The 18,420-nt window shown below is 44.1% G+C and carries 21 protein-coding genes, 1 pseudogene and 1 other annotated feature; of the genes and pseudogenes, 16 read left to right on the forward strand and 6 right to left on the reverse strand.

The features are described 5' to 3' along the window. Positions 1-29 precede the first annotated feature (29 nt). Together Q8865_07615 and Q8865_07620 are read right to left on the reverse strand one after the other, a co-directional pair. Positions 30-536, reverse strand: a complete 507-nt coding sequence (locus tag Q8865_07615) for an IS3 family transposase (GenBank protein ID MDP4153286.1) — start codon at positions 534-536, stop codon at positions 30-32. Beyond that, positions 533-877 (reverse strand): helix-turn-helix domain-containing protein, encoded by a 345-nt coding sequence (locus tag Q8865_07620; protein ID MDP4153287.1) that lies wholly within the window; start codon positions 875-877, stop codon positions 533-535. The genes Q8865_07615 and Q8865_07620 overlap by 4 nt, the downstream gene beginning before the upstream one ends. A gap of 183 nt (positions 878-1,060) precedes the next feature. On the opposite strand from Q8865_07620, the gene Q8865_07625 reads away from it, so the two are divergent. From Q8865_07625 to Q8865_07635, 3 genes and pseudogenes are all read left to right on the forward strand, one after another. Then, positions 1,061-1,237, forward strand: a complete 177-nt coding sequence (locus Q8865_07625) for a hypothetical protein (protein MDP4153288.1) — start codon at positions 1,061-1,063, stop codon at positions 1,235-1,237. A 12-nt stretch (positions 1,238-1,249) separates the two neighbouring features. Beyond that, positions 1,250-1,330 (forward strand): annotated as a pseudogene (locus Q8865_07630) (hypothetical protein). Continuing rightward, positions 1,319-1,777 carry a DDE-type integrase/transposase/recombinase gene (locus Q8865_07635; GenBank protein MDP4153289.1) on the forward strand — a complete coding sequence of 153 codons (459 nt, stop codon included), beginning with the start codon at positions 1,319-1,321 and terminating at the stop codon, positions 1,775-1,777. The pseudogene Q8865_07630 and the gene Q8865_07635 overlap by 12 nt, the downstream one beginning before the upstream one ends. 180 nt (positions 1,778-1,957) lie before the next feature. Here Q8865_07635 and Q8865_07640 read toward each other — a convergent pair whose 3' ends face one another. The 3 genes from Q8865_07640 to Q8865_07650 all read right to left on the reverse strand — a co-directional run bounded on the left by Q8865_07640 (position 1,958) and on the right by Q8865_07650 (position 3,290). Continuing rightward, entirely contained in the window at positions 1,958-2,095 is a 138-nt protein-coding gene (locus Q8865_07640; protein ID MDP4153290.1) for a hypothetical protein, read from the reverse strand. 167 nt (positions 2,096-2,262) lie between these two features. After that, complete coding sequence (locus Q8865_07645) at positions 2,263-2,637, reverse strand: DUF4363 family protein (protein MDP4153291.1); 375 nt, start codon at positions 2,635-2,637, stop codon at positions 2,263-2,265. Beyond that, positions 2,637-3,290, reverse strand: coding sequence for a DUF421 domain-containing protein (locus Q8865_07650; protein MDP4153292.1), 654 nt, complete (start codon positions 3,288-3,290; stop codon positions 2,637-2,639). Before Q8865_07650 ends, Q8865_07645 begins: the two co-directional genes overlap by 1 nt. 186 nt (positions 3,291-3,476) lie before the next feature. Further along, positions 3,477-3,715 (forward strand) — a binding site (T-box leader). 63 nt (positions 3,716-3,778) lie between these two features. Here Q8865_07650 and ilvB point away from each other — a divergent pair. From ilvB to Q8865_07695, 9 genes are all read left to right on the forward strand, one after another. Beyond that, positions 3,779-5,449: a biosynthetic-type acetolactate synthase large subunit gene (ilvB, locus tag Q8865_07655; GenBank protein MDP4153293.1), complete on the forward strand. Its 1,671-nt coding sequence runs from the start codon at positions 3,779-3,781 to the stop codon at positions 5,447-5,449. A gap of 12 nt (positions 5,450-5,461) precedes the next feature. Beyond that, positions 5,462-5,941, forward strand: a complete 480-nt coding sequence (gene ilvN / locus Q8865_07660; GenBank protein MDP4153294.1) for an acetolactate synthase small subunit — start codon at positions 5,462-5,464, stop codon at positions 5,939-5,941. A 37-nt stretch (positions 5,942-5,978) separates the two neighbouring features. Continuing rightward, positions 5,979-6,971, forward strand: coding sequence for a ketol-acid reductoisomerase (gene ilvC, locus Q8865_07665; protein MDP4153295.1), 993 nt, complete (start codon positions 5,979-5,981; stop codon positions 6,969-6,971). A gap of 28 nt (positions 6,972-6,999) precedes the next feature. Next, a complete protein-coding gene (gene ilvD, locus Q8865_07670; protein MDP4153296.1) occupies positions 7,000-8,664 on the forward strand; it encodes a dihydroxy-acid dehydratase in 1,665 nt (554 codons plus the stop codon). A gap of 10 nt (positions 8,665-8,674) precedes the next feature. After that, positions 8,675-10,276 carry a citramalate synthase gene (gene cimA, locus Q8865_07675; protein MDP4153297.1) on the forward strand — a complete coding sequence of 534 codons (1,602 nt, stop codon included), beginning with the start codon at positions 8,675-8,677 and terminating at the stop codon, positions 10,274-10,276. A gap of 22 nt (positions 10,277-10,298) precedes the next feature. After that, positions 10,299-11,561: a 3-isopropylmalate dehydratase large subunit gene (leuC, locus tag Q8865_07680; GenBank protein ID MDP4153298.1), complete on the forward strand. Its 1,263-nt coding sequence runs from the start codon at positions 10,299-10,301 to the stop codon at positions 11,559-11,561. Between the two features lie 18 nt (positions 11,562-11,579). Then, the gene (gene leuD / locus Q8865_07685) at positions 11,580-12,065 is read left to right on the forward strand and encodes a 3-isopropylmalate dehydratase small subunit (GenBank protein MDP4153299.1); all 486 of its coding nucleotides are present in this window, start codon (positions 11,580-11,582) and stop codon (positions 12,063-12,065) included. A gap of 15 nt (positions 12,066-12,080) precedes the next feature. Continuing rightward, positions 12,081-13,154, forward strand: coding sequence for a 3-isopropylmalate dehydrogenase (gene leuB, locus Q8865_07690; protein MDP4153300.1), 1,074 nt, complete (start codon positions 12,081-12,083; stop codon positions 13,152-13,154). Positions 13,155-13,959: 805 nt separating this feature from the next. Next, positions 13,960-14,178, forward strand: a complete 219-nt coding sequence (locus tag Q8865_07695; protein MDP4153301.1) for an IS3 family transposase — start codon at positions 13,960-13,962, stop codon at positions 14,176-14,178. Positions 14,179-14,632: 454 nt separating this feature from the next. Here Q8865_07695 and Q8865_07700 read toward each other — a convergent pair whose 3' ends face one another. Next, positions 14,633-15,706: a branched-chain amino acid aminotransferase gene (locus Q8865_07700; GenBank protein ID MDP4153302.1), complete on the reverse strand. Its 1,074-nt coding sequence runs from the start codon at positions 15,704-15,706 to the stop codon at positions 14,633-14,635. Positions 15,707-16,005: 299 nt separating this feature from the next. Between Q8865_07700 and asnS the strand changes: the two genes are divergently transcribed. The 4 genes from asnS to Q8865_07720 all read left to right on the forward strand — a co-directional run. After that, positions 16,006-17,400: an asparagine--tRNA ligase gene (gene asnS / locus Q8865_07705; GenBank protein ID MDP4153303.1), complete on the forward strand. Its 1,395-nt coding sequence runs from the start codon at positions 16,006-16,008 to the stop codon at positions 17,398-17,400. A gap of 13 nt (positions 17,401-17,413) precedes the next feature. Continuing rightward, the gene (locus tag Q8865_07710; GenBank protein ID MDP4153304.1) at positions 17,414-18,052 is read left to right on the forward strand and encodes an ECF transporter S component; all 639 of its coding nucleotides are present in this window, start codon (positions 17,414-17,416) and stop codon (positions 18,050-18,052) included. A 13-nt stretch (positions 18,053-18,065) separates the two neighbouring features. Then, positions 18,066-18,206, forward strand: coding sequence for a hypothetical protein (locus Q8865_07715; protein MDP4153305.1), 141 nt, complete (start codon positions 18,066-18,068; stop codon positions 18,204-18,206). A 27-nt stretch (positions 18,207-18,233) separates the two neighbouring features. Next, the coding region (locus Q8865_07720) for a pantothenate kinase (protein MDP4153306.1) at positions 18,234-18,420 on the forward strand (187 nt) is incomplete at its 3' end.

Below are 18,420 nucleotides of genomic sequence, written 5' to 3' on the forward strand. Positions count from 1 at the left end.
GTGTATCATTCGGAATCTTCTCAAATGCTTTATCCAGCATTTTCGTCACCATCGACAGCACTGGCCTGTCCGAAATGGTGTAGCTGACAATCCTGGCTGCACAAATCTAAAATTGGCGATAAATACAACTTCTGTCCAAACAGACTGAACTCGGTGACATCGGTCACCCATTTCTGGTTTGGCGCCATTGCTTTAAAGTCCCGTTCCAGCAGGTTTGGAGCAACCTTGCCCACTTCACCCTTGTAGGAGCGGTATTTCTTCATCCTTACACGACAGACGATTCCAATCTGTTTCATCAGCATTTGCACTGTTTTGTGATTGATGCAGTACCCTCGACTATACAGCACAGCCGTGATGCGGCGGTAACCATATCGTCCCTTGTTCTCGTTGTAGATTCCAGTGATCTGTTCCTTGATTTCACTGTATTTATCCGGTTGTGCCCGGCGTTTGGCATAGTAATAATAGGTTGAACGCGGCAGACCGGATACTTCAATCAGCAGTGAAATCTTGTGTTTATGCCTCAGTTCCCAGATCACTTGCGCCTTTTGTCCCGGCGTTCCTCTTCTAAAACCAAGGCATTCAATTTTTTTAGGTATTCAACCCCCGCACGCAGTGGCTGCACTTCTGCAAGCAGGTCCTCTTCTTTTTCTTTCGGAATTTTTCTTGGGTGCCCTTTGCTACCGCATCCCCGTCGCTCAATTTTTAAGTCCTCTGCTCCTTCTGTCAGATAGATACGCTCCCATGCGGCTGCTCGGTTATGAGGAAGATCATATTGGCGTTCTACTTCCTTGTAACTCAACTTTTCCCGCTGCATCGTTTCAACTACCATTTGCTTAAACTCTGTTGTGTATCTTTTGTTTGGTTCTCCTTTTGGCATAAAAACACCCCCAAAGTTAATTTCAGTATACCATACTGTCTAACTTTAGGGGTGCAATTCAGTGATGGAAACGCACTTTTCAATTCTACACATGAAATTAAAAAGTTACAGCGGCAAAATGAAAAATTGCGAATGGAGAATGAACTCTTAAAAACTCCAGGCCTTCTTGAAGCAAAAGAGTGTGTGAGATATCAATTTCTGAAAGAGAATCAGAAAAAGTATAATATTGGGAAGGCATGTAAAATCCTTAAAATCTCACGTTCTGGGTTTTACGATTACCTGCATCGGCATAAGAGCAAGCGATCCATTGAGAATGAGGCTCTTGCAGAAATAATAAGGGATATCTTCAAAGATAATTAAGGTCGTTATGGTTCTCGTCGTATTCAGAAGGTATTGCTGCAGCGTAATATCAAAATCAATAAAAAAAGAGTATCTCGAATAATGAGTAAACAAGGCCGAATCGCTAAAGGTGCAAAGAAACCGTATCGCTACTATCCAAACAAAACACAGTATGAAGAACGTGAAAATATACTTAACCGAGTTTTTTCAGCATCGAAAAAGAATCAAATTTGGGTTGGAGATATTACTTATATTCCTACACGGCATGGATTTCTCTATCTTGCAGTTTTTATCGATATTTTTTCTTGCAAGGTCACCGGCTGGTCAATGGATACCCGAATCAAAGACAGTCTGGTTATGTCTGCCTTTTATCAGGCTATCGGCCGTGAGCATCCAGATCGCAACTTAAAAAGAGAGCTTGTTCAGGATGCCAACTATAACAATGCTGAACAAGCCCGTATGGATATCCTTAAATATATTCAAACCTACTACAATACCAAACGAATTTATTCTGCGTTGGGCTCGCTAAGCCCGATACAGTTTGAAATACAAGATTCTTAAATGCTTATCTTTGTGTCTAGTTTTTCTTGACCTTCCCATAATCCTGTTGGACGGTTTACTTTACATTAACCAGATATTTTTTCGTTGTTTTGCGCCAGACAAACGTATAACGGTTCGCACGGCTCTCCAGTTTGGTGCCGTGGATGAACACCTCGTCGTGTTCTGTTTCGCCCAGCTCCTCTAGATCCCGGGTTCGGCTGCCGATTTTCTTCCTCGTGAAGAATAGACGCGATACAGTTCCCTATAATCCAGTTCCTCAAGCTGGGCGCTTAGAAGCCGTAACGGATCATCCTGCGGTATTGCAATTTCCATATTCATTGGGAGCGTCAACTGTTGAAATTTCCGCTCAAATTTGTTATGATCGAAGTACTTTTGAGTTTGCTTCACAACTTAATTCTAAAACAAAAAGTCGGGGCAGCCAACCTTTTCGGGATGATTGCTCCGACTTTTTTGCGGGCTGTTTTGTAACAGCGCCTTTTTCTATATTAAAAGATATTGGTTAGATCGGTTTTTTCTAGCTCGGTCATATGCTCTATATAATTTTTAAGTGAAGAAATCTCAACGGCGAAATCTTCTGAATCGTTGTATTCGAGTCTGGCGCGTGCCCTTGCAAGTGAATCTTTGATATCATCCATATTTTCATGGTGCATAGCCGTATAAAAAAAGCTTTTATTTTTCTCGATTTCGTCCGAAAAGGCTTGGAGTTTTTGAGCCGAAAGGCTTATATCGTCCGCACTTTTCTTGATATCATCAAGCTGTGAAGTTAGCTTTTCAGAAACTGAATTGAGTCTGCTGTAGGTGGAAACTGAAAAAATCACAGTCAAACCAAGCAGAACCAATGAAATTATTACCCTTTTCATTAATCATCACTCTTTAATATAATATATATATTATCTTTGTCATCGATACTCATAAGAAAAACATCCCTTACGCTACTTACCTTATTTTCCGCAAGTTTTTGTTTTACAAATTCAATATTTTTTTTGCTTATCTGAAGCCCTTTTTCACTTATTCTGCCGTCCTTTACGATGGGATATTCATATCCGTTGCTGCTCGGCGAAAGGTTGTTTGGATCGTTTGGCATCAAGCTGAGTTTTCCGTTCGTTTCAACAATCGCAAAGTAGACATCGCAAAGATGCGAGAGGTCTTTCTGCCGTATCTCTTCATACAGGTCGTCAATGCTCATGCGCAGTTTACGCATCTGTGACTGTAGTATCTTGCCGCGCTCTATGACAGCAACGGGGCGTCCGTTCATAAATCCTCGAAAACTGCCGCTTTTAAGCGATATGCTCGATACTATTATTTCAGCAGTAACTAGCACAATAATAGATATTACGCCGTACAAAAGCGGAATATCTATTGACTGCATCGGCACCGCGCCAACTTCACTTATCATTATGGCAATAACAAGTTCGGCAGGGGAAAGCTCACCAATCTGTCTTTTTCCCATAAAACGCATGCCAAATATAACTATAACGTAGAGGATGAGCGTTCTTATCAAAACAATTCCCATTTAATCACCTTGATTTATTTTTCCCAATTATATAAAAAAATACATTTATGATTTTCCTTTTAATAGGCATTTTTCATAAATAAATGATTTCAAAACATCTTAATTTCGGCAAGCATTAATGCCTTTAATTTTTCCATATGCTTGACAACACGACATAAAAAAGGTATGATATTAGAAATTATATTTTTAAATGCGATGACAAGAACAAGAAGCATTTTGTATGAGTTTCAGAGAGCTGTTGGATTCTGCGAAACAGTACCGTCTTTTGCTTCAGATCATCTTTGAGCTGTCGTCTGAACCCCAAAAGGTAATAGGATCGACCGGGTTTCTACCGTTACAGGGATAGGCATTGTAGTGATGCTGATTGAGTGGATGCTTTTGCATCAATAAGAGTGGTACCGCGGAATTAAACCTTCGTCTCTTGCTTTAAGTTGACGAGGGTTTTTTTATATCCTTTTTTAAGTATTATGAATGGGGAAGTGATTGATTTGAAAAAAACAGGCGCCCAAATAGTCGCTGAATGTCTCTTGGAACAGGGGGTAGACACTGCGTTCGGTTATCCGGGCGGCAATGTCATCAATCTTTATGACGCCTTGTTTGAGTATTCAGATAGAATCAAACATATTTTGACTGCGCACGAACAGGGGGCGGCTCATGCGGCTGACGGCTATGCGAGGACTACCGGAAAAACAGGTGTCGTTTTCGCAACATCTGGACCGGGGGCAACAAACCTTGTAACAGGGCTTGCCAATGCATTTATGGATTCGATTCCTGTGGTTGCGATAACTGGAAACGTAACGTCAAGTCAGCTTGGAAGAGACACTTTTCAGGAGATCGATATTTTCGGCGTGACCATGCCTGTCACAAAACACAACTTTATTGTTAAAAACGTTAAAGACCTTGCCAAAGTTTTGAGAAAAGCATTTTATATTGCCGCATCGGGAAGACCGGGCCCGGTTCTCGTTGATATTTTGAAAGACGTTTTCATTGCAACGACAGATTTTGAAACGGAAAAGCCGAAAACGATTGAGCCTTATACCGAGAAAGTCCGTGAGGAAGATATAGACGAATGCGTTTCTATGATCGAGATGAGCAAACGCCCTATGATCATGGCGGGGGGCGGCATAATCCTTTCTAACGCCTCTAAAGAGCTTTATGAGTTCGTGAAAAAAGTAGATTCACCCGTTACTCAGACAATAATGGGTCTTGGTTCTTTCCCGGCTGACGATCCGTATTATACTGGGCTTACCGGAATGCACGGGTCAAAAGCTTCAGCTCTTGCTGTAAACAACTGTGATCTTCTGATCGCTATCGGCGCCCGATTCAGCGATCGTGTTATTAGCTCTGCGGCACACTTTGCTAAAAGGGCAAAGATCGTCCATATAGATGTCGACGCTGCTGAAATAAATAAGAATATAAAGACCCATCATTCGATTGTTGGCGATGCAAAGTATGTGTTAGAGAAGCTAAACAGCAAGTTAAGCCCGAGAAAGCATACTGAGTGGGTGAACGAAGTTTTAGAGTGGAAAAAGCAGTATCCGCATATCGAAGGCGCTGAAAACGTGGTTTCACCTCAATATGTAATAGAAACAGTCCACGATCTTGTCGGTGATGACGCAATCATTGCGACAGATGTCGGTCAGCATCAGATTTGGACGGCGCAGTGCTATCCATTTAAGAAACCGCGCACATTCGTCACTTCCGGCGGCCTTGGAACAATGGGCTTTGGACTCGGCGCTGCAATTGGTTCACAGATCGGAAATCCAGATAAGAGAGTCGTTCTTTTCACGGGAGACGGAAGTTTCCATATGAATCTGAATGAACTTGTAACAGCTAATATGAATGGGCTTCCGATTGTTATAATCGTAATGAACAACCACGTTCTCGGAATGGTTCGTCAATGGCAGAAGCTTTTCTTTGACAAGCGTTTTAGCCAGACAACACTTGACAGAAAAACTGATTATGTCAAGCTTTCAGAGGCGTTTGGCGGCGTTGGATATGTTATTGATAAAAAAGAGGATGTTAAACCAGTATTAAAGAAAGCCCTTGAATGCAAAGTTCCTGTCGTGATCGACTGCCGCATTGACCGTGATGTCAACGTTCTGCCGATGGTTCCCTCGGGAAGACCTATCGACGAACAGGTCACATCACTGGATTAAGGAGGAAGAACGATGATTAGAAGATGTGTGCTTTCAACATTGGTGGAAAACCACGCCGGTGTGCTCAGCCGTATTACAGGGCTTTTTACCCGCCGGGGATATAATATTGACAGTCTCAGCGTTGGGGTCACCGAAAACCCCGATCTTTCAAGAATGACTATAGCTCTCCACGCCGACGAGCAGACGATTGAGCAGATAAAAAAACAGCTCGACAAACAGGTTGATGTGATCGAAGTAACTGAGCTTGAAGCTGGGCAGTCTGTTACACGCGAGCATGTGCTTATAAAAGTCAAAGCAACGCCGGAGGACAGGATGTCCCTCATATCGATTACTAATATTTTCAGGGCAAACATAGTTGACGTTTCGAGTGAAAGCCTGATGGTTGAACTTACAGGCGATTCCTCAAAAACAGAGGCTTTTATCGAAATCGTAAAACCATTCGGCATTTTGCAGGTGGTTCGCTCAGGTCTTACCGGTCTTAAAAGAGGCTGATAAAATTATCATATAAAATCTTCAGGAGGTAATAAAAATGGCAAAAATGTATTATTCATCTGACTGTGATTTATCGCTTTTAAACGGTAAAACAGTCGCCATCATCGGTTACGGCAGCCAGGGTCACGCACACGCTCAAAACCTTAGGGATTCCGGTGTCAATGTTATAGTCGGCCTTTACAACGGCAGCAAATCATGGGCGAAGGCTGAAGAAGCAGGTTTTAAGGTTATGACAGCGGCTGACGCTGCAAAAGCCGCAGACATCATCATGATTCTTATCAACGATGAAAAACAGGCTAAACTTTACAAAGAGAGCATTGAACAGAACCTTGAAGAGGGCAATTCTCTTGTATTTGCACACGGCTTTAACATTCATTTCAACCAGATAGTGCCTCCTAAGGGCGTTGACGTTTGGATGGTTGCTCCTAAGGGTCCTGGCCACACAGTAAGAAGCCAGTTCTTAGAGGGCAGAGGCGTTCCGGATCTTATTGCTGTTGAACAGGACGCTACAGGCAAAGCCAAGGATTTAGCTCTTGCATATGCTGCTGGTATCGGCGGCGCTCGTGCAGGAATCCTTGAAACAACATTCAGAGAGGAAACTGAAACCGATCTGTTCGGTGAGCAGGCTGTTCTTTGCGGCGGCGTTTGCGAACTGATGAAAGCTGGATTTGAGACACTGGTTGAGGCTGGTTACAAGCCTGAAAACGCTTACTTCGAGTGCATCCATGAGATGAAGCTGATCGTTGACCTGATCAATGGCGGCGGCATGAGCTTTATGAGATATTCAATTTCTGATACCGCTGAATACGGCGATTACATGATCGGAAAGAGAATTATTACCGACGAAACAAGAAAAGAAATGAAGAAAGTTCTGACTGAGATCCAGGACGGCACATTCGCTAAGAATTGGATCCTTGAGAACTCTACCAACAGACCTGGGTTCTATGCAATGCGTTCTGCTGCACAAAACAGCCAGGTTGAAAAAGTCGGCGCTGAACTGCGCAAGATGATGAGCTGGAAAAAAGACTAATTTTATTATGTAAAGAAGGAGTACGGTTATGAGAAGCGATAGTGTTAAAGCAGGGTATACCAAGGCGCCCCACAGAAGCCTTTTTAAAGCGATGGGCTATACCGATATTGAGATTGACAGACCAATAATCGGCGTTGTCAATTCCCAGAGCGAGATAGTGCCGGGGCATATTCACCTTGATACAATAGCCAAAGCTGTTAAAGAGGGTGTACGCCTCGCAGGCGGCACACCTATTGAAGTGCCTTCTATTGCAGTCTGCGACGGCATTGCAATGGGACATAAAGGCATGCACTATTCGCTTGTATCCCGCGAACTGATTGCCGACAGCGTTGAAACGCTTGCCGAGGCACATCAGTTTGACGGACTTGTACTCATTCCTAACTGTGATAAAGTTGTTCCGGGCATGCTGATGGCGGCGGCGAGACTTAATATTCCCGCCGTTGTCGTCAGCGGCGGCCCGATGCTTGCAGGCAAACTGAAAGGGAACAGACTCAGCCTTACCGATATGTTTGAGGCGGTAGGCGCCAGAAGCTGCGGCAATATGGGCGACGAAGAACTCTGCGAGCTTGAAAACAGCGCTTGCCCGTCCTGCGGATCATGTTCAGGCATGTTTACCGCTAATACAATGAACTGCATCACCGAAGTTTTGGGCATGGGTCTTCCCGGCAACGGAACCATTCCAGCAGTCTATGGCGAGAGGATACGCCTTGCAAAACAAGCCGGAATGCAGATAATGGAACTTGTTAAAAACGATATAAAGCCACGCGATATAATGACTAAAGACGCGTTCATAAACGCTCTTACCGTTGATATGGCGCTTGGCGGCTCAACAAACACCATGCTTCATCTGCCGGCAATCGCGCATGAAGCAGGAGTTAAGATAAATCTTGATTTTGCAAACGAAATAAGCGATAAAACCCCGAACCTTTGCAAACTTGCTCCGGCCGGAAAGTATTTTATCGAAGATTTATATGCGGCAGGCGGCATTTCAGCCGTTATGAACGAGCTTGCTAAGAAGGACTTCATTATTAAGAGTACCTTGACAGTCACAGGCAAAACGACAGGTGAGAATATTGAAAATACACCTGTTTTGGATTACGAAGTAATAAAACCGATTGACAAGCCATACAGCTTTACAGGCGGAATTGCCGTTCTTAAGGGCAATATCGCAAAAGACGGCAGCGTTGTTAAACGTTCTGCGGTCGATAAGAGTATGCTTGTCCACAGCGGCCCCGCTAAAGTGTTTAACAGCGAGGACGAGGCGAACGAGGCTATTTTATCTAATAAGATAGTCAAGGGCGATGTTGTCGTTATCCGCTATGAAGGACCTAAAGGCGGCCCTGGTATGCGCGAGATGTTAGGACCCACAGCAGCTATCGCTGGGCAGGGGCTTGATAAAGACGTTGCGCTCATAACAGACGGACGTTTTTCGGGCGCTACACGCGGCGCAGCAATAGGGCATGTTTCTCCTGAAGCTGCAAGCGGCGGGCTTATCGGCATCATCAAAGACGGCGATAAAATAGACATAGACATACCAAATGGGAAAATACAGCTGGATGTTCCGGCTGATGAAATAGAGAAAAGAATGGCAGACTTCAAACCGCTGCCCCCGAAGATCCAGACTGGCGTCTTAGCGAGATACGCTAAGCTTGTCAAGTCCGGGACAGAAGGCGCTGTACTAAGCGCTGAATAAGGAGAAAAATATGTCCACAGACAAAAACAGGCAAGTAGAGATATTTGACTCAACTCTGAGGGACGGGGCACAGGGTGAAGGCATCGCCTTTACAGTTGAAGATAAGCTCAAGGTTGTTGAGACACTTGACAATCTTGGGGTAAAATATATCGAGGCGGGAAACCCCGGCTCAAATCCCAAAGATCTTGAATTTTTCAAGCGTGTAAAGAATATTACACTTCAAAACTCTGCAATCGTTGCATTCGGTTCGACCCGGAGACGGGATATAAATGTTGAAGACGACGCAAATGTCAAATCTCTTCTTACTGCAGACACAAAATATGTGGCTATATTCGGCAAGTCGTGGGATTTGCATGTTAAAGAGATAATAAAAACTACGCTTGAAGAAAATCTTAAAATGATAGAAGAAACGCTGTCTTTCTTTGTGAATAAAGGAAAAACAGTGATATATGACGCTGAACATTTTTTTGACGGATATAAAAACAATCCCGAATATGCCATGAAAACGCTTGAAGCGGCTATAAAAGGCGGTGCGGCGGTGCTTGCGCTGTGCGACACCAACGGCGGCTGCTTCCCGACTGAAATCTACGACATTGCCAATAAGGTCGTTAAGGCTTTTCCAAATGCAAAGGTCGGCATCCACTGCCATAACGACAGCGGCCTTGCCGTTGCAAACTCGCTTATGGCTGTTGCGGCGGGGGCGGGGCATGTTCAGGGTACATACAACGGTTTTGGCGAACGCTGCGGCAATGCGAATCTATCTACGGTAATTGCTGATCTGCAGCTTAAAAAGGGATATATTTGTATTCCTGAAGAAAATGTTTCAAGCCTTACCGATGCGGCTCACAGGATCGCATCGATCGCTAACATGATTTTGGATAACGGCATGCCTTTTGTCGGCAAGAGCGCTTTTGCCCATAAGGGTGGTATGCATATAGACGGAGTTAACAAGGTTTCACGCTCGTTTGAACATATCGATCCCCAAATCGTCGGAAACGAACGCAGATTTTTGATGAGCGAGGTTTCCGGACGTTCAACTATAATAAGTAAACTTCAGAATATCGACCCGACGCTTGAAAAAGATTCGCCGGAAACGCAGAAGATTCTAAAGCTGCTCAAGGAAAAGGAACACCGCGGCTATCAGTATGAGGCGGCGGAAGCGAGCTTTGAACTGCTTGTTCTGAAAGCACTGGGAAGATATAAGCCGTTTTTTGACCTTGCGTATTTTAAGACTACCGGAGATAAACTGACAACTCACGGCTCGGAGAGCAGGAACACATCGACCGCAATAATCAGTCTTATTGTCGGCGGTGAAAATGAGATAACTGCCGCGGAAGGCGACGGGCCTGTAAATGCCCTCGACCTTGCGCTTCGCAAGGCGCTTGAGGTATTCTATCCGGCTCTTTCAAGCGTTCAGCTGACCGATTATCGTGTGCGTGTCATGGAAGCGAAAAATGCGACTGCGTCAAAGGTTCGCGTGCTTATCGAGTCTACGGACGGGGAGAAGACATGGTCGACTGTGGGCGTTTCCACAGATATTATTCAGGCGTCGTGGAAGGCGCTTGTCGATTCAATCGAGTATAAACTTATTAAAGATTTAAATAACGCTTAAGTTAAGAAAGGATTATAACGTTATGGGAATGACGATGTCACAGAAAATTCTCGCGGCGCATGCGGGCAGGAAAAGTGTCAGCGCCGGAGAACTGATCAATGCAAAACTCGATCTGGTGCTGGGCAATGATATAACATCGCCTGTTGCAATCAACGAGTTTAGAAAAGCAGGTTTTAAGACTGTATTCGACAACAAAAAAATCGCTCTTGTTATGGATCATTTCACGCCGAACAAGGATATCAAAGCTGCTGAGCAGTGCAAACAGATACGTGAATTTGCGGGTGAATATGAAATCGAAAACTTTTATGATACAGGTTCAGTAGGCGTAGAACATGCCCTTATTCCTGAGCGCGGACTTGTCGCACCGGGCGAGCTTGTTATCGGCGCGGACAGCCACACCTGCACCTACGGCGCACTTGGAGCATTTTCGACCGGCGTTGGTTCTACAGATATGGCCGCCGGAATGTACAGCGGAATGGCATGGTTTAAAGTTCCGTCTGCAATCAAATTCGTGCTTAAGGGCACACCATGCAAATGGGTTAGCGGCAAGGACGTTATACTTCATATCATAGGTATGATCGGTGTTGACGGCGCGCTTTACAAATCAATGGAGTTTACAGGTTCCGGGCTTAAAAACCTTTCTATTGATGACAGACTGTGCATGGCAAACATGGCTATCGAGGCTGGCGCTAAAAACGGTATATTCGAAGTTGATGAAGTCACTCTTGCCTATGTCGGCGAAAGAGTTTCGAGAGAATATAAAGTTTACAAAGCAGACGACGACGCTCAATATGACGCTGTTTATGAAATCGACCTTTCAGATATAAAACCGACTGTCGCTTTCCCGCATCTGCCGGAAAATACAAAGCCTGTCGAAGAGGCCGGCAATGTCACGATCGATCAGGTCATTATCGGTTCCTGCACAAACGGCAGACTTGAGGATCTCCGTATTGCGGCATCTATCCTTAAAGGGAAAAAGGTTGCAAAGAGTGTCCGCTGTATAGTCATCCCAGCAACGCAGAAGATATACAGAGAGGCAATGGACGAAGGTCTGTTCACAATATTCCTTGACGCTGGCTGCGCTATATCGACTCCTACATGCGGGCCCTGCCTTGGCGGACATATGGGCATCCTTGCCGCCGGAGAGCGTGCTGTTGCGACGACTAACCGCAACTTTGTAGGCAGAATGGGCAGCACAAAGAGCGAAGTTTATCTTGCGAGCCCGGCTGTTGCCGCTGCGAGCGCTATCCTTGGCAGGATCGCTCTGCCGGACGACCTTAAATAAAAACAGGAGGAACGTATAATGAAAGCACACGGTAAAGTATTCAGATATAAAGACAATGTCGACACCGACGTTATAATCCCTGCAAGATATTTAAATACCTCCGACGCTAAGGAGCTTGCTTCCCACTGCATGGAGGATATCGACGCGGACTTCGTTAAAAAAGTTCAGCCGGGGGACATCATCGTTGCGGAAAACAATTTCGGCTGTGGTTCGTCCCGTGAGCATGCGCCGCTTGCAATCAAGACATCAGGGGTGTCATGCGTTATAGCTAACACATTCGCCAGAATTTTCTACAGAAATGCTATCAATATCGGTCTCGCGATAATCGAGTGTCCGGAAGCTGTTGCCGGAACCAATGCGGGCGATGAGGTCGAGGTTGATTTTGAAAAGGGCGTTATAAACAATAAAACAACAGGAAAATCATATAACACCCATCCGTTTCCTGAATTTATCAAGAAGATCATAGACCAAAACGGCCTATTGAACTCAATAAAAAATAAGTAATTGGGGAGAGGCAGCATGAATTATAAACTTGCACTTGTAAAGGGCGACGGAATAGGCCCTGAGATTGTTGACGAAGCCGTTAAGGTTTTAAACGAGATCGGCAAAAAGTTCGGTCATACTTTTACTTATACGGATGTTCTTGCTGGCGGTTGTGCTATTGACGCGACAGGTGAACCGCTTCCGGCGGAATCAATAAAGCTTTGCAAAGAAAGTGACAGCGTTATACTCGGCGCCGTCGGCGGACCAAAGTGGGATACGCTTCCCGGCAATCTGCGCCCTGAACGCGCGCTGCTCGGTATCCGTTATGAACTCGGACTGTTTGCAAACATCCGTCCCGCTAAGCTTTATAATGCTCTCAAAGACGCATGTCCGCTGAAACCTTCTCTTATAGAGAACGGATTCGACCTCGTTATCATGCGTGAGCTGACAGGTGACGCATATTTCGGTGAGCGCGGCAGAAAGCAGACCGAGAATATGGGCGAAGCGGCTTATGATACTATGATCTACAGCGAAAAAGAGGTTGAGCGCATCGCTCGCGTCGCTTTTGAGATGGCAAGAAAGAGAAGAAAAAAGGTAACAAGCATAGACAAGGCAAACGTGCTTGAGAACTCACGCCTGTGGCGTTCGGTCGTCCACAAGATCGCTGAGGGATATCCCGATATAGAGTGTTCAGATATGCTCGTAGACAATGCGGCTATGCAGCTTGTCAGAAATCCAAGTCAGTTCGACGTTGTTCTTACCGGCAACATGTTCGGCGACATCCTTTCAGACGAGGCTTCTATGGTGACTGGTTCTATCGGAATGCTGCCTTCTGCAAGTCTTGGCGAGGGCACCCTAGGAATGTATGAGCCTATCCACGGCTCTGCACCCGATATTGCCGGAAAGGGCATAGCTAACCCGCTTGCAACAATCCTGTCAGTTGCAATGATGCTCAGATATTCCTTCAATCTCGAAGCTGAAGCTTCCGCTATCGAAAACGCGGTTGAAAAGGTTTTAAACGATGGATACAGAACCGGAGATATCATGAGCGAAGGCATGAAGAAAGTTGGAACAGTAGAAATGGGCGCGCTTGTTATAGCAAACCTTTAATAAAGCAAGTCTACAAAATAACAAAGTGCTGACATCTATAGGGAAAATTGAACAGAACCGGAAAATAGACATTGAAAAAAACAGCCTCCTGTCGTAGGATTAATACGACAGGAGGCTGTTTGTATGTCAAGGAATATACAAAGTTGAAGCAGAATTTAAAACTAATAGAAAAGATCAGAAATATACTTTAATTCAGAAATACGCTAAAGAATTTACAGTTAAAGAACTATGCACGTATTTTAAAGTATCTCCAAGTGGTTATTACAGATGGATTAAGGCACTGCCGGAAAGAAAACAACGTGAACAACGGGATCAGGAACTTGCAGAACTCATTCGGGAATGTCAGCGAAAGAGCGATAATACTTATGGATACCGGCGGGTAAGAACATGGATTTGTAAAAACCATGGCGTTTGCATTAACCACAAAACAGTATTACGATTGATGAATAAATATGGTTTGCTGGCGGAGATTCGAAGACCAGGCCATTGTATATGCGGCAACAACAAATGTATAGTATGAGAATATCCTAAACCGTGCCTTTTGGGCAGACCAGCCGAATCAAAAATGGGCAACAGATATAAGTTATATCTTTACCGACGAGGGAACTTTGTATCTGTCTATGATTAAGGATTTACACGACAACTTTATTGTAGCTTTTGATACAGCTACTTCGCAGGACAACGCCTTGGTCTATCGGACTTTGAAAAAAGCAAAAAAAGAGGTCGCCAATGAACTGATACTCCATAGCGACCAAGGGTTTCAATACGCTTCCACAGGGTATTTTAACCTAACTAAACAATCGGAATTACTCCGTCTATGTCAAGACCAGTTAATCCTCGTGACAATGCTTGCGCTGAAAATTTCTTTGGCATTCTGAAAACCGAGTGTATTTATCGCCACCATCCAAAGAGCATTAAGGAAGCGAAAAAACTCATTGCTGATTACATAAATTTCTATAACTACGAACGTATTCAAAACAAAAATATGCTGACACCGTATCAAATGCGGTGCCAGCACGAGTAATTCCGACCTATTCTACGATTGGGTGCTTTTTTTGAGTCTATCATCTGGGGTTCGGTTCATAGTTCAGATGGCATTTAATACTATTTATTTGATTTACACAGTATAAATGCAGTACACTTTGAGAAAACAAAACATAAGAATAATGTTCGAAGGTGATGATATTATGAGTTTACTTAAAGAGTTAATAATCAGAGGTGTGTTGGTCATTGCGTTAAATGATGGGATTATACTTTATGTGATTAAAAGGCGTTCTACCCGAATCACTGTTCCAATTATTTTTGGAATAATTTTAGTAACAAGTGTCGCATTGGTAATTAATATTTGGTATTGTCTCCATCGAGCTGGAATAATATAACCACTTTTTTAACACACAGCATTTCTAAAAGTTGCTGCTGTCACAGGTTACAAAAAAATCCCCCTGCCGCTAGACAGAGGGATTTGTATTTTTAATTTATTATTTTTTAGGAACGATCACAGACCAGCCGAACTTATCCTCGATCTTGCCATATTGAATTCCGGTCAGCGTATCATATAGAAGCTGTGCTGTAGGACCGATCTTCCGATCGTTTACGACAGCGATTTTGTCGTCATATCTGAGCTCGCCGACAGGGGAGATAACAGCTGCTGTTCCGGTTCCGAACACTTCCTCAAGTGTGCCGTTATCAGCCGCCTCAAATATCTCATCGACAGCTATGCGCTTTTCAACGACAGGGATATTGAGCGATTTTGCAATCGTTATGATAGAATCACGCGTTACGCCTGGCAGGATGCTTCCATTAAGCTCAGGAGTAACGATCTTTCCGCCAATTTTGAACATTATATTCATTGAACCGACTTCTTCAACGTATTTATGATGAATACCATCGAGCCATAAAACCTGTTCATAGCCAAGTCTCGCAGCCTCTTCCTGACCCTTAAGAGATGCCGCATAGTTGCCGCCGATCTTGGTGTGTCCCGTTCCGCCTTTGACGGCACGGACATATTTAGGCTCAACCATGATGTTTGTAGGAGCAAGGCCGCCTTTATAATATGAAGCGACAGGGCAGAGGATGATAAAGAATCTAAAGTGGGTGGCAGGGTGAACGCCCAGCGTTTGATCCATTGAAATAACGAACGGGCGGATGTATAGCGACTGGCCTTCCTCTTTAGGAACCCAGCGGCGTTCGATATCGACAAGGGTCAATAAAGCTTCAAGTGCAAACTCTTCATCGATATGAGGCACACATATACGGTCGCCGGATGAATTCAAACGGGCAAAATTTCTTTGCGGACGGAAAAGACGAATTTCTCCGTTAGGATCGTAATATGCCTTTAAACCTTCGAACAGTGTCTGGCTGTAGTGCAGAACTGAGGCAGACGGCATCAATTCAAAAGGAGCATATGGCTCGATTCTCGGGTCATGCCAGCCCTCACCCTTGTCATAGTCCATAACGAACATGTGATCTGTGAAGACTGTTCCGAATGTGACCGTTGACATATCAGGCAGCGGTTTTTTATTTTTTGTTAACGTGATCTTTATTTCCTGCATATTTCCTCCTGACTTGCATTCACGATGTCGCGAAAGGGGGCATGTGACGCTCATGCCGCTTTAAAGGCTGCGGCCTGCCAAATTTACATTTAAATAGCAATATATTAAAGAATATTTTAACATATTACTATGATAAATTCAAGTAATATACACTGTTTTTAAATATAATCGAATTTTTGAACTAAACATACAAAAATTAAAGATTAATATAATAAATTTTGCCGAATATTATATTGTAATTATTTTTTAAATTCTATATACTAAAATGAGTATTGCGTGTATTCATGGATGGAGGAGCTATGAAAAGAACCGATATTGCCGCATTGTACAAAAATCCGACTGCTTTCAGCGACAGTGATATAACTGTCTGCGGCTGGGTGCGCACACTGCGGGATCAGAAAACGTTTGGATTCATAGAAATTAACGACGGCAGTAATTTCAAGGGTGTTCAGCTTGTTATTGAGGAAAAAACGCTTGAAAATTACAAGGATATTGTGCGCCTTAATGTCGGAAGCGCAATTTCGGCCTGTGGACGTTTTATCCTTACGCCAGATGCAAAACAACCATTTGAAATAAAAGCAGCCTCCGTCACGATAGAGGGTGAGTCTACTTCGGATTATCCTCTGCAGAAAAAACGCCACAGCCTTGAATTTTTACGGGAAATAGAGCATTTACGCATGCGCACAAATACTTTCAGCGCCGTTTTTCGTGTCCGTTCGGTCATTTCAAAGGCGATCCACGACTTTTTTGACGAGAACGGATTTGTATACGTCCACACGCCGATAATCACGGGAAGCGACTGTGAGGGTGCGGGCGAGATGTTCCGCGTTACTACCCTTGATATGAAAAATCCGCCCTTAACTGAGGACGGAAAAATAGATTACAAAGAGGACTTTTTTGGGAAAAGCACGAATCTGACTGTTTCCGGACAGCTTGAGGGCGAAACGTTCGCTATGGCTTTCGGCAAAATATATACCTTTGGCCCTACTTTCAGGGCAGAGAAGAGCAACACTGCCCGCCATGCCGCTGAATTTTGGATGGTTGAACCTGAAATGGCGTTTGCCGATCTTGATGACGATATGGTGCTTGCGGAGAGCATGATAAAATATACTATCCGCCGGGTGATGGAGCGATGTCCGGGTGATATGGAATTTTTCAATAATTTTATTGATAACACGCTTCTTTCACGTCTCGATTTCTTAATTAACTCAGATTTCGGGCGGGTAAGCTATACAGAAGCGGTGGAACGGCTTGAACCGTACAAGGACAAATTTGAATATCCCGTATATTGGGGCTGTGATCTGCAGACCGAGCATGAGCGTTTTCTTACCGAACAGCTCTATAAAAAACCGATTTTTCTAACGGATTATCCAAAAGAAATCAAAGCGTTTTATATGCGACAGAATGACGACGGTAAAACAGTCCGAGCTATGGATCTGCTTGTCCCGGGTGTCGGCGAGATAATCGGAGGCAGTCAGAGGGAAGAGCGTCTCGACGTGCTTGAAAAACGTATGCAGGAACTTGGACTTAATACTCAGGACTACTGGTGGTATCTCGATCTTCGAAAATACGGCGGCGCAAAACATGCCGGTTTCGGGCTTGGTCTTGAACGGCTTATTATGTATATCACGGGCGTTTCTAATATACGCGATGTCATCCCGTTCCCCCGCACGACGAAAAATGCAGAATTTTGATGGAGGAATTAAAATGGCAGTTACTAAAAATACAAAACGCTTAACACAGTTAAGCTTGATCATAGCTATAGAACTTATTGTCGGGCTGGTGCCCTATTTAGGCTATATCCCTGTTAATCCCGCGCTAAACATTACAATAATGCATATACCTGTTATTATTGCGGCGGTTGTTTTAGGACCCAAAGCCGGCGGGGAAGTCGGCTTTGTATTTGGCCTTACAAGCCTTATTAATGCAACTTTTTTACGTCCAAATCCTATCGAGTCACCTATTTTTTCACCTTTCTTCAAGGGCGGCGCTTTTAATGGGGGATGGGGCAGCGTTGTGATATGCTTTGTGCCGCGCATACTTGTAGGCGTTGTTGCCGGGTATGTATTTATTTTGCTGTTCAAAGGAAAGGCTAACCGCAAGCTTTCACTTTTAGTATCGGGCGTTTTGGGTTCACTTACAAACACTATCCTTGTGCTGGGCGGCATATACATATTTTTCAGAGAGCCTTATGCCAAAGCAAACGGCATGACTGTTTCAGCGATGCTTAAGATATTTATGAGTGTTATAGGGATTAACGGAATGCTTGAAGCTGCGGTTGCCGCGGTTTTGACATTAATAATAGCCGACAGATTACTTTCACTTAAAGATCAAAATAAATTATAAAGGTCAGGTTTTAATGGGTTTAGTTATTGGGATTGACATTGGGGGAAGCACGACAAAGATTATCGGGATAAAAGATAAAGAAATAATATCTCCGATTCAGGTTCGTGCAACCGATCCTATCGCTTCCCTCTACGGCGCTTTCGGCAAGTTTTGAGCCGAAAACGGCATCGAACTTCAAGATGTGGACAAGGTGTTTATAACAGGCGTCGGGTCTTCAAGCGTAAAAGAGCCGATTTATGGAATAAAAACTTTTAAAGTCGATGAATTTCTGGCAGTCGGAAACGGCGGTCTCTATCTTTCGGGATTCGACAGTGCGCTTGTTGTAAGCATGGGAACAGGCACTGCTTACATATGGGCTGATCACGACA

The organism is Bacillota bacterium, from assembly GCA_030705925.1.
Classification (GTDB): Bacteria; Bacillota; Clostridia; order Oscillospirales; family Feifaniaceae; genus JAUZPM01.